Genomic DNA, 11,276 nt, shown 5'->3' with positions numbered 1-11,276 from the left:
AGCGGATGGCTCGGTGCGCAGTATCGACCACGCGATACCTCCCTTGTGATCGCCCTGGCCGGGAAAGCTCAACGGACCAGTACTCGCTCGCCGGACCGGGGCACCACCGCGGTCCACCCCAGGCTCCGGTCGATACGGTCCCGCAACGCCGCGGCTGACTCCGGCTCACCGTGCACAAGGTACGTCGCGCTCGGAGCGGGAGCGCCGCGGAGCCAGCCCAGGATTTCGGCCGCGTCCGCATGGGCCGACAGTCCTGGAACGCTCACGACATCCGCCCGTACGGGCACGTAGCCGCCGAACATCTTGAGCGTGCGCGCGCCGTCGACCAGGTCGCGGGCCCGGGTGCCCTGCGCGGCGAATCCGACGATGACGACGGTGTTCCGGGCATCGGGGAGAAGACGCACCAAGTGGCGCAGGACGCGGCCGCCGGTTGCCATCCCCGACGCGGAGACGATGACGGCCGGGCCCTTCACCTCTTGGATGGCCATCGACTCCTCCACTGAACGGGCGGCCGAGACAGGGGCCGGGTCCAGGACGGACGCCCCGGCGTCCACTACCTCCGGCCGTATCTCGGGTGCTCGTGCGACCAGTGCCTCCTCGTAGATGCGCAGCGTGGCCAGTGCCATGGGGCTGTCCACGTACACGGGCACCGCACGAGGGAGCGCGCCGGCCCGTCGTAGCCGGGCCAGCTCGTGCAGCACGACCTCGGTGCGGTCCACAGCGAACGCGGGGATCACCACGGTCCCGCCACGTTCCAACGTCCTGTTCAGCGCCTCTCTGAACACCGCACGGCTGCTGTCGCTGTCGTGGCGCCGGTTGCCGTACGTGGACTCGAGCAGCAGTACGTCGGCTCTAGTGAACGGCTCCGGCGGTCGCAGCAGCGGGTGCACCGGCCTGCCGAGGTCACCGCTGGAGGCCAGCGTGTGCCCGTCCTCCAGGGTGAGAAACGCCCATGTGGAGCCCAGGATGTGCCCTGCGTGGTGCAGGATCAGCCGGGTTTCGCGGGCGATCTCCGTCTCTGCGCCCGGCTCGACGGTCCGGAACAGCCGCATCGTGCGGTCGACGTCCATCTCGTCGTAGAGCGGTTCCGCGGGGTGGTGCTTCGAGTGGCCGTAGCGGTTGCAGTGGTCGGCTTGCTCCATCTGTAGCCGGGCACTGTCGCGCAGCACGATCTCGGCGAGCCGGGCGGTGTTCGGGCTGCAGAACACGTCCCCGTGAAAGCCCTGCCTGACCAGTCTGGGCAGGTAGCCACAGTGATCGACGTGGGCGTGGGTGAGGACGACGGCGTGAACGGCCGAGGCGTCGACCGGGAAGCGCCGCCAGTTCAGGCGGCGCAGCTCGGCCGGCCCCTGGAAGAGACCGCAGTCCACCAAGACCCGGACGTGATCAGACTCGATCATGAATTTGCTGCCCGTCACGGTGCCCACGCCGCCGAGGAAGGACAGCAGCCCAGGCCGGGATCTCGCCGTCGCCTGTGAAGTGCTGGTCATCCTCACCTCCAGGATGCCAAGGACGGGGCCGGTCCGGGGGGCGTGTCGCCCGTCCTTCCACCGTGCCCCCGATCCACTGCGCGCGCACGGGGACCGGTGCCCGGCCACAGGCCGGGACCGCTCCGTGGCGCGGCGTCGGTAGAGATCGCAGGTTGAAAAGTGGCGGGCAGGCCGAAGAATCGGAGGGAGTCTCCGGGGTTGGTGGGAGGTGGCGGACGAAGCGGATCTCCGTGGTCTGCCCTGGCGGCTGCTCAACGCCCAAGTGGGGCTGGCAGGCGCACCGCCGGACACGCGCCCGGAAACCGGGCCCATTCAAGGGTGGGGCTGACCGTCGGATTGGGTCTTGTCATCGCGCCAAGGAACCCGCGAGGGGGTCAGCGGCCGGCGCTCTCTCGTTCAAGGGCGCAGCGTAGTTGTTCAAGGTCCGGGGGCAGGAGGTGTGCGAGCCCGTATCGGTGGCGTCCGCTGTTGTAGCTGCGGATCAGGCCGCGTTGAGGGCATCTCGGCTCAGAGACGACAGAGAGACGATCTGGTGGTCCGGTTCGACGTCCGTGCCGAATGCGACGTACTCGCCGCGGGCTACATCCAGTCCGGTGTTGCGGGCGTGTGGGGCACCCCTGCCGGGGTTCGATGTCGATGAGGGGGACCGCGAAGGCCGGGTTGCGGCGCCGGCGGTCCGGGCGCGGCGTTGATGATCAGCTCGCTGGTGATGGCGGGGACCGGTTCCTCGCGGTCCGCTCAAGTCCCTTTCGTGTCACAACCCCGCTGTACACGGGCGGCATGTGAATGTACCTCTGCCGTAATTCGCCCACGGCAGACAACGAAACGCCTCCAAGGAGTGGAATGTTTTCCCAGGGCCATGTCAATGTACAGCGTCCCCGAAAACATCCAGGCTAATGGAGGTGCAGGGTCTCGCAAGTCGAGTGCTGGCCAACCGCCATTATCGGTCCATCTTGTGAGGCCGTGCCCCTTCGCCGTCCTTGCTTCGTGAGAGGCGGTACGCCCAAGGAGCCCACCTGTCCAACACTGTGTTTTAGTTCCCTGCGCTTCACTGTTCCGATCCTCTTCGCTCTCGGCGCACTCAAAGCCTGGGGTGCAGCAGTGCCAAGACCGCGAGGCCCGGGCCGCCGCCCTATGTCTCTACGTCAGTATGGCCGGCCTCTTGCAGAGGACTCGCTGCAACGCGACTTCCGAGTGGGCAGGTACATCGCGCACTTTGCCGGAAATCCGGGCGCCGCTACCGGCGCATCGCCCGCGCTGTTGGAGTCCGGGGACGCATCCTGGTCTGCAATCTTGACTGCCTCACCGCTGACGACTTCGTCGCCCTGGAGACCGACATCGAACTGGCTGGCCTTATGGCACCTGGCCGACTTACAGCAGGAGTGTCCCCCACCCGGGCGACAGCCATACATAGCCGACGATCTCCGGTTAGTCAAACCGGGATATCTCCGCACCATAAAGGTGAAGTCAGCCGCAGGAGCGGCTGCGCTCGGGAATCAGACGATCGAGGGAGTGTGCCTTGGCGCAGGGTGGCAGTTATCGCCTGCTTACACCGGCGGAAGTGGCTGACTGGCTGAAGGTCAGCGAGAACACCATCAAGAACAAGTACCGGGGCTGGGGGCTGAAGCCACAAAAGGTGGGACGTCTGCTTCGCTTCCGCGAGCGCGACGTGGTGGCCTACTTGGACCGCAGATACGGATAATGCAGAAATTTATGATGAGCACGGGGCGGACGGCATAGCTTGGCCAGGGTATTTCAGAAATGTAAGGAAGATGAGAAGAGCAGGAACTACCCGTGTGATCAGACACGGTGCGGCCACCCCTGGACCGCGCGCTACCGTGAGCCCGGAGGCCGCACCGGCCGTCAGCGGGAGAGGGCCTTCGCCAAGAAGGGCCAGGCCGATGCGTTCGTCGCCAAGATCGAGCGGGAGAAGGACCTCGGCACCTACATCGAGCCCCTCGGCTTCCTGACCCCGCTGGTTCAGGTCTACCGCGAGTTCATCGACATCGGCGGTGACGAACGCGTCAACAGCACCCGCTACGCCTACGAGACCAGCCTCCGTCTCCACGTGGAGCCGTACTTCGGCGCCCGGGCCATCGGGGCCATAAAGCCCAAGGACCTCAAGGCCTGGCTGAAGTGGATGGTCGAGGACCGGGGCTACGAAGCCAGCACCGCCATCAACCGCTACGAGACCCTCAGCGGCGTCTTCAGCTTTGCCCTCGCCAACGACTACATCGCCAAAAACCCCTGCCAACAGGTCAAGGCAGGCCGCACCCGCGCCAAGCGCAAGACCAAGAAGACCATCCACCTGCCCACCCTGGCGGAAATCAAGGCCATCGCCGCCAACCTCCCCGGACCGTTCCGGCTCCTGGTCTGGCTCATGGCCGGCTGCGGGCTGCGCATCGGCGAAGCCAGCGCAGTGTCCCTGCAGCAGATCGACTTCGACAACGGCACCCTCTACGTCGACCGGCAGATCACCCAGGACGGCAAGAACGAGGAGCCCATCACCAAACGGCAGAAGGCGGCGACCAAGGGCAGGGGGCGTGCCCACTGCATCCGCCACCTCAAGTGGCGGGACCAGGACGAAGGACGCTCCGTCCCTTTGCCGGCCACCATCGCCGCCAAGATCCGTGAACATCTGCAACTGCACGGCACGTTCCGAGTCGAGGACGGTCTGAACCGGATCGCGGGGGACTACCTGTTCTCCAACGTCGGACGGACCAACATCCTCATGTACTCCCTCGTCGACCGGCTCTGGCGCAACGCCAAGAAAGCCGCCGGCATCACGAGGAAGATCACCCCACACTGGCTCCGGCACTTCTTCGCCTCCGCCGGCCTGTGCAAGGGCGTCCCCGTCACCGACATGGCCGAATGGCTCGGCCACCGCGACCCCAAAATCACCCACCAGACCTACGCCCACATCATGCCCGACGCCCCACAGCGTCTCCGAACCGTGATGGACTCCGTCTTCATGCTCGAGACCGAGCTGAACCTGCCCCTACAGTTCGACGCACTCGTCGAAGCCGCGTAGGGTGTCTCGGCGCGCCGTACGCCGAGTGATTCCTCGGCTGCTCCCTGGGACTCTCGCCTCTCGTATCCCCGTGACCGAGGCGAGCCGTTATCTGGAACTTGCCGACTGTGAAGGCTTGCGGTGTCAGTTTCTCCGCCCTGCCTGGGTGGCTTCTCGCAGGTGGCGGTGCGGGCGCCAGGTATCGACGCGGTCGACCTTTGATGATGGCGCACCGTGACCGAAGCGAGCAGCTGATGCACTGTTGCGTGGAAGTAGCTGAGCTGGACAGGGACCGGGCGCGCCTGCTCCGTCAAGTTGTGTCGCGGAGTCACCAGCTCACCCAGCAGGGTCCCGTCCAACAGCCTCGTGGAGGCACTGCAGGCATGCCAGGTGGCCTTGGCCTGCAGGGTCGGCTCCCCATGCGGGGGCGAGAGGCGGTGCTGCGGATCGGCTTGGCCGTCAGGGCCCTACCCAGCACCCTGACCCCACCGAGTGGCGTCCCCTTCAGGACGTCTTGACCGTTATTGACGTAGCCAGGTCTGTCAGGCACTTGCGTACAAGAGCGGCACGTCCTGAAGGGTCTTGAGGGCATGCCGCGCCCGGCTCGTACGGTCTGTTGGTGTTGGCCTGCGGCCCGACCGCCAGCAGCCTCGACCGCTTGCCGTACGCGCTTGGCGCCGTCCTCGTAGAGGAGCGGGTCGCCGACGTGTCGGTCGAGGACGGCGTGCTGCCGGGGGCGGCCCGCTGGTAGGCCAGAGCGAGGAGCAGGGGGTGCTTGCCCTCACGCAAGTCGTCCATGTCCGGTTTTCCGGTCCGTCTCTCGCTGCCGAAGACGCCCAGGAGGTCGTCGCCGAGCTGGAACGTCTCCTGCCACACGCCCGTACGAGGCCAGGGCGGCAGTGAGGTTCTGACCGGTGCCAGCGAGTTCGGCGCCGAGTAGGAGGGGGCACTCGAAGGTGCGCGGTCTTGTATCGCAGGACGTTCCAGGGGACGTCCGTGTCCGGTCCCGCCCGGCGGAGAGCTGGCCCAGGTGCTGCCCGCACGTGACCAGCGTGCGCATCACAACTGTACGTGCGAGAGCTGCTGTGAGCTGACGGGAGGTCAAGTTCGCGTGTTTATGCGCGCGCCCGACCAGGGCAGCGCCACATCGCCGGCTAGCAGGCGGCCGCGGCTCCGAAACGGCTCGCGGCCGCGTCCGGACGATAGCTGTCGCAGTGGCGGTCAGTCAGCAGGCGGTGCAGGGCGAGTGGGTCCCGGCGGGTGTCGGAGTCGTCCATCAGATCGTCGTGGATGAGCGCAAAGGAATGGAACAGTTCCAATGCCGCAACCTGCACCGCGGGCCGCTGAGGTCCGCGGCGTGCCAGCCCAGCAGGCACTGCATCGGCCCCACCTGTTTGCCACCCGCCCGGACGAAATCGTGCAGGAGCCAAGGCACGTCGGCGGGCAAACTGACCGCGAGCGCAGTTTCCGCACGGCAGGTCGATCATCTGCCTGACACGGAAGCTACCCGCATGGCAGGGTCAACGGTGATTGTGGGAGGAGGAGGGCGTGCCCCGCAGCCTTGACGACGATGCGTCCAGTCGCATGAGTAGTGCCGATCAGCAGCTGAGCGACGAAGAACGGCAAGCGGCAGCTGATGAGAGAGACGGCCTCCGCCGGCTCCGGCATGAGGTGAAACAGGCGGAGCGAGACTTGGCCCGCCGAAAGAAGGCCACCCGGATAGGGCGCTTGGCGAAGGTGGTCGCCGGTGGTGCTTGCCTGGCAGGGCTGGTCTGGACCGTCGTGTTCTGGGGTGCCCCCTCGAAGGTTGTGCGCTTCGATTTCATCTGCGCCGCAATGATCGTGATCGCAGTGGTGGTCGCCCTGACGGCCGCCACTCGGCGTGGCTCCCGTCCCCTAGCCGAGCTTGAGGACATGCTCGAGACTAATCGGGAGGCGCTGCGGTTCCTGAGCGCCCTCATCTACCCGACGCTGAAGGAACGGCGCAGTCTTTATCGCGAGGATGTCGCCGGGGTCGTCGAGCAACATCGGACCGACAGCCGAAGGTACCGGATCGTCCACAACGCGCTGCAGAACCTCATCATGATCGGCTCCGCAGCCACGACCACCGTTGCCGCCTTGGACACTGGCGAAAAGCTGACCTGGCAAAACGTTACAATCGTCGCTATTGGCTTCACCGTCACACTGGCAGCAGCCTTCACCGGCTACTACAAGTACCGCGAGCGCAGCTACTTCCTACTGCAGACGGCTGACGCCATTGAGGAAGAGGCCAATGCCTTCACCCTCGGAGTTGGTGCTTGCAGCGACTTCGGCCCGGATCAGGAGCAGGAGGCGCTGAAATTGTTCACCCAGCGCGTCGAGGAGCACCGCAACGAGCAGCGGCGCCGTCAACAGCAGCTGGACCAGCCCGCCGATCAGGCCTCGCCGACGGCGGGATCGTCGCCGACCTGAGTGCGAACGACGATCGGCCTGGGTCTGTAAAGTGCAGCCGGTCCCCGTCGGGCCCAGGCTCATCACCGTGAGGTAGACGAATTTCAAAGCGGCGGCTCCAGACGGGAAGTGGCCGCGGGCCTGGAGTCGAACAGGCCATTTCCCTGACTGACCGGAAGCGTCCATTCCGCGTCGGTCGGCTCCGGGGCGGAGGCCCCAAGCCATCTCTGTGGACCTTGAGGCGATGGCGCTGGCCCGGTCCGGGCGGTCGGGGTCGCCATGGCGGACCTCGACGCGGGGATGGGAGCGGATGAACTCGGTGTCGACCAGGCGGACCTGGCCGGGTGGCCGACCGTGCGCACGGCGATGTCCGTGTCGAGGAAGAAGCTGAACTCGCCCGGGGCCGGGGCGTAGACGAAGAACTCGCCGCCCTTGAACTTCTGCCGCGTGATGTCGTCCGTCAGGACCATGGACCAGAAGTCCACGCAGTGGCCTGTGGGACACATGAACTGGAAGCCGGCCCGCAGTCCGTCCAGTTCCATCCAATGGCTGTGTACGTGCCCGTGGACCCTGACTCTCCGGCCGAGTCGATTGACCACATGCTCGCCGACGCGCGGCCGGCCGTGTTCCTCGACGACGGCTGGACAGCCGGGGTGGACTTCGCGGCCGGGGTGGACAGGATCACCGTCACGGTGGTCGGTGCCAGCGCCGGGGGTGGCGGTGGCGGTTCTGCCGGCGGGGCTGCGTACACGCCTTCTGTCTGCTGCCGATGCCATGGGCCAAGTCTGGATGCAGTCGGCGAGCCGTGCGGGTGCTCCTTGCTACGTTCCGTCACTACCGGTGAGTCTGGCCGTTGGGTGCTCCCTCACCTACGCAGCGGATGCTGACGGCGGGCTTGAGTTCCCGTGCTGGTTTGGTGCTGACTTTTGGGCCTGTGATCAGGAAAACCGCAGGTCCTAGCCCTGTCCGGATGAGTTGTCGTACCACTCGATAGTGGTCCCGATGAGGCTGGCTGCGACGATTCTGGGGAGCGAGTTGGGAGGGGCCATGGTCATCACTTCCGGGTGGGCGAGGGGTGCGTCATTGCGTCGCCATACCGTAGGAAGGCGCAGGTCAGGGGCCTATGTGGTGAGGGACCACACTTCGGGGGCGGGGTGTGAGGGCGGAGCCCATGAGGGAGCGCTACGGGCGTTGCGAATTGCTCAACTCGATCTAGGAATTCGGCGAGGAGTAATGTCGCGGTTGGGGTGATCTGGTGCTCGGGTGTTGACTCCCGTGCTGACTTGGTGCTGACTACGCAGCGTTGAAGCAGGGCATTTGGCGCGCATCGCCCGGCTGTGCTGAGAGGGCGGAGGTGGACTCTCCACTGGGGGCTCGCGGGATCGCCCAGGGCGAGGACCTTCAGCACAGGGCGCCCTGCTCTGCCTGCTGCGGCAGGAAGGGGTAGCCGGACGTACTTGACCGCTTCGGGGGTATTCATTTCGTGGGCCCGGTGTTCTAGCAGGACGAGGACCGCTCGGCCCTGCCGGCGTCCTGCCACCGGGAGTCCCTCCGCGTCGCGGACGAACTGGGCGCGAAGGCAGTCGCCTTCCCAGCGATCTCCACGGGCGTCTACCGCTGGCCGGTTGAGGATGCGCCCGGGCCGGCCCTGCCTGCGCAGTTCGGCGGTGACGCGTGGGACGCCGTAGTTCCGCCGGGACGCGATGTGGATCACCGTGATCTGATGGACCAGAGCCTCATCGGCCCGTCGCCTCGCCTCGCGGGGCTCGGCTCCCGCCACCCACGCGTAGTACGTGGAGCGGGCGGTCTTCATCACCTTGCACAGCAGCACGGCCGTGAAGTTCGCCTTCTCCGCGTGGATGAACCGGCATATCTCGCTCACCGGTCGCTCTCCTTCGCGAAGAAGGTGGTCGCTTTTTCAGGATCTCGATCGTCTTCGCCTGCTCGGCGGTCAGCTTCCGCAGCCGCTTCAGCTCTTCGTCCCGGTCGGCGCCACTCTGCACGGCCCGCCCTGCATACCTTCACCACCGGCCAGAGCCACGGTTCAAGTGACGTCGACACGCCAGGACCAGGGGCGGGCAGGTGTAGAGCATGGCGCCGGCCCACCTCCACGTCTCTTCGACGCGCGGCCACCATAGGCGTGTCTGAGCGCGTGGTTCGTGTAGACGAGGAGGACCGAGACCGGTCACAGACAAACAGCCGCCCAGATGGGCATGCTGGGGCCTCACACTGCCCGATGGCCCCGTCCCGGGGCGACCCGGGTCACCCCCTGACACCACCGATGGAGAAGAGCAGTCATGACACTACGTTGCGCCGTGCTTGATGACTTCCAGTCCATAGCGACCACCATCGCCGACTGGTCGCCGCTGGCCGGGAAGGTCGATGTCGTCAGCTTCCCCGACCATTTCGGCAGCGAGGGAGAGCTGGCCGTGGCTCTGGCGGAGTTCGACATCGTGGTCACCTTGCGGGAGCGGGTGCCCTTCCCCGCGTCACTGCTCGCCCGTCTGCCGCGGCTGCGGCTGCTGGTCGCCTCGGGGATGCGCAATTCGGTCATCGACTACGCCGCGGCGAGGGCGCAGAGGGTGACGGTGTGCGGTACGACCAGTTCTTCGACTCCGCCGGTGGAGCTGACCTGGGCATTGCTGCTGGGCCTGGCTCGGGGCATCGTGCCCGAGGCCGAAGCCGTCCGGGAAGGCGGCCGGTGGCAGTCCACGGTCGGAGCGGACCTGCACGGCCGCCGCCTGGGCCTGCTGGGGCTGGGCAAGATCGGCAGCCGGGTGGCCCAGGTAGGCCTGGCCTTCGGCATGGACGTCATCGCCTGGAGCCAGAACCTCACCAAGGAACGCACGGACGAGGCCGGCACCGCGCTTGCGGCGACGAAGGAAGAACTACTGGAGAGCAGCGACTTCGTCTCCGTCCACCTCGCCCTGAGCGACCGCACCCGCGGCCTGGTCGGCGCCGCCGAGCTCGCCCGGATGCGCCCGACCGCCTACCTGATCAACACTTCACGGGCCGCAATCGTGGACCAGGACGCCCTGCTGTCCGCCCTGCGGGCCGGGACCATAGCCGGCGCGGGGGTCGATGTCTTCCACACCGAACCACTGCCCGCAGACCACCCCATGCGCACCGCGCCACGCCTGCTTGCCACTCCGCACCTGGGCTACGTCACCCGCGCCAACTACGAGAGGTACTACGGCCAGGCCATCGAAGACATCCAAGCCTTCCTGGCAGACGCGCCCATCCGCCTCCTCGGCTGACTCCGGGCCCGTGCCACCGACGAGCCGTCCGGTCGCCTGCCGTGCGCAGGCGTGAGCAGTCGAGTACAGATATCCCACGAGATCGGCTCGCGCCCGTCCCGCCGCACTGTGCGGGCTGGGCGCAGCTGCTGCCGCTTGACCTTGTGGCCGCAGCCGTTCTTCCGCGCCGCCTCCATCGGCACGCAGCCCCCCGCGGGCTGCGCCGGGCCACCCGACCAGGTCGCCGAGCACGCCGAACTGCTCATCTGTCGACGTCACTTGAACCGTGGCTCTGTTTCACCTTCCGTGTCAGAGCCATGGAGGGTCACCACATCCGCGATCACGACCGGCCTCGCGCGGCGAGGAGGACCCGTTTGCGGAGCAGTTCGAAGCTCGCGCGGCCGAACATCTGCCGTTTCAGCATCTTGATCTTGTTGTTGTGGCCCTCGACCGGGCCGGAGCTGTAGCGCATGCTCAGTCCGGCGACGACGGCGTCGAGGTCGTGTCCGAGGCCGGTGGTGAAGGTATGCGGGGCGGGCAGGTCGTCGACCTGGACCCGGGCAATCCAGCGGTGGAGGTGGCGGCGGCCCTAGCGGTTGTTCACAGCTGGGCGAAGGATGACTGCTCACGTCGGCCTGAGACCTGTCCGCCGAGTCATGAGCGGAGCCAGAGCCGGGCCGTGGCCACGGTTCACCGTGCCTCAAATCTGTCGGCGCCGCAGATCGCGACGGGGCGCGTCCGGTGAGCCGTCTCGCAGGTGGGTAGCTCGTGGGGCGCGTGCGCCCGGAGCGTACGCGTCGCCGCCGCCCCTTTTGAGTGCTCTCCTGGCTGGAGGGCGGCGGGCCTGCGGGCATTTCTGCTGTGCTGACTTGGCACACCGTCCGCTAAGAGAGCAGGGGGTTCTTTATGCGCAGGTGGAGACGAGTGGCCCGGATGATCGTGGTGGCCGCTTCCGCGGCCGTGCTGGTGACCGGACTGTCGACCTGAACCGTTCCGACTTTCCTGCCGGTGGTTTGTTGGCCGGTGATCAGCCGGCTACTGGTTCTGTGTCAGCGTAGTGTGCTGCTTCGTACTCGGTGGGACTGGTCATGCCCAGACTTGAGTGCAGTC

9 protein-coding genes and 3 pseudogenes are annotated in these 11,276 nt (G+C 66.8%); 7 read left to right on the top strand and 5 right to left on the bottom strand.

Translation table 11 applies throughout. The features are described 5' to 3' along the window. Positions 1 to 68: 68 nt before the first annotated feature. Positions 69 to 1,490, bottom strand: coding sequence for an MBL fold metallo-hydrolase RNA specificity domain-containing protein (locus LUZ64_RS19100; RefSeq protein WP_095581367.1), 1,422 nt, complete (start codon positions 1,488 to 1,490; stop codon positions 69 to 71). Between the two features lie 1,519 nt (positions 1,491 to 3,009). Here LUZ64_RS19100 and LUZ64_RS19095 point away from each other — a divergent pair. Both LUZ64_RS19095 and LUZ64_RS19090 read left to right on the top strand, forming a co-directional pair. Further along, positions 3,010 to 3,192, top strand: a complete 183-nt coding sequence (locus LUZ64_RS19095) for a helix-turn-helix domain-containing protein (protein WP_095581368.1) — start codon at positions 3,010 to 3,012, stop codon at positions 3,190 to 3,192. Positions 3,193 to 3,231: 39 nt separating this feature from the next. After that, positions 3,232 to 4,521 carry a tyrosine-type recombinase/integrase gene (locus LUZ64_RS19090; RefSeq protein ID WP_095581369.1) on the top strand — a complete coding sequence of 430 codons (1,290 nt, stop codon included), beginning with the start codon at positions 3,232 to 3,234 and terminating at the stop codon, positions 4,519 to 4,521. A 483-nt stretch (positions 4,522 to 5,004) separates the two neighbouring features. Here LUZ64_RS19090 and LUZ64_RS37195 read toward each other — a convergent pair whose 3' ends face one another. Next, a complete protein-coding gene (locus LUZ64_RS37195) occupies positions 5,005 to 5,340 on the bottom strand; it encodes a hypothetical protein (protein WP_276522578.1) in 336 nt (111 codons plus the stop codon). Between LUZ64_RS37195 and LUZ64_RS37190 the strand changes: the two genes are divergently transcribed. After that, positions 5,276 to 5,440, top strand: coding sequence for a hypothetical protein (locus LUZ64_RS37190; protein WP_276522586.1), 165 nt, complete (start codon positions 5,276 to 5,278; stop codon positions 5,438 to 5,440). The two genes, LUZ64_RS37195 and LUZ64_RS37190, sit on opposite strands and share 65 nt — an antisense overlap. 214 nt (positions 5,441 to 5,654) lie before the next feature. Here the strand turns inward: LUZ64_RS37190 and LUZ64_RS37810 are convergent, their stop codons facing one another. After that, positions 5,655 to 5,819 carry a polyprenyl synthetase family protein gene (locus LUZ64_RS37810; protein WP_170116747.1) on the bottom strand — a complete coding sequence of 55 codons (165 nt, stop codon included), beginning with the start codon at positions 5,817 to 5,819 and terminating at the stop codon, positions 5,655 to 5,657. 229 nt (positions 5,820 to 6,048) lie between these two features. Between LUZ64_RS37810 and LUZ64_RS37535 the strand changes: the two genes are divergently transcribed. From LUZ64_RS37535 to LUZ64_RS19070, 3 genes and pseudogenes are all read left to right on the top strand, one after another. After that, positions 6,049 to 6,951: an SLATT domain-containing protein gene (locus LUZ64_RS37535; RefSeq protein WP_232398598.1), complete on the top strand. Its 903-nt coding sequence runs from the start codon at positions 6,049 to 6,051 to the stop codon at positions 6,949 to 6,951. 258 nt (positions 6,952 to 7,209) lie between these two features. Continuing rightward, positions 7,210 to 7,344: a hypothetical protein gene (locus tag LUZ64_RS37180; protein WP_267897174.1), complete on the top strand. Its 135-nt coding sequence runs from the start codon at positions 7,210 to 7,212 to the stop codon at positions 7,342 to 7,344. Between the two features lie 1,060 nt (positions 7,345 to 8,404). Next, a pseudogene (locus tag LUZ64_RS19070) lies at positions 8,405 to 8,566 on the top strand (macro domain-containing protein); the annotation flags it as partial. A gap of 54 nt (positions 8,567 to 8,620) precedes the next feature. Here LUZ64_RS19070 and LUZ64_RS37805 read toward each other — a convergent pair. Continuing rightward, positions 8,621 to 8,743 (bottom strand): annotated as a pseudogene (locus LUZ64_RS37805) (hypothetical protein); the annotation flags it as partial. 484 nt (positions 8,744 to 9,227) lie between these two features. On the opposite strand from LUZ64_RS37805, the gene LUZ64_RS19065 reads away from it, so the two are divergent. After that, positions 9,228 to 10,187 (top strand): D-2-hydroxyacid dehydrogenase family protein, encoded by a 960-nt coding sequence (locus LUZ64_RS19065; protein ID WP_095581372.1) that lies wholly within the window; start codon positions 9,228 to 9,230, stop codon positions 10,185 to 10,187. A 319-nt stretch (positions 10,188 to 10,506) separates the two neighbouring features. Here the strand turns inward: LUZ64_RS19065 and LUZ64_RS19060 are convergent. Further along, a pseudogene (locus tag LUZ64_RS19060) lies at positions 10,507 to 10,755 on the bottom strand (transposase); the annotation flags it as partial. Positions 10,756 to 11,276: the final 521 nt, after the last annotated feature.

Origin of the sequence: Streptomyces albireticuli (genome assembly GCF_021228125.1) — a bacterium.
GTDB classification, from domain to species: Bacteria; Actinomycetota; Actinomycetes; order Streptomycetales; family Streptomycetaceae; genus Streptomyces; species Streptomyces albireticuli.
This window is presented reverse-complemented; position numbering and strand designations above follow the sequence as displayed.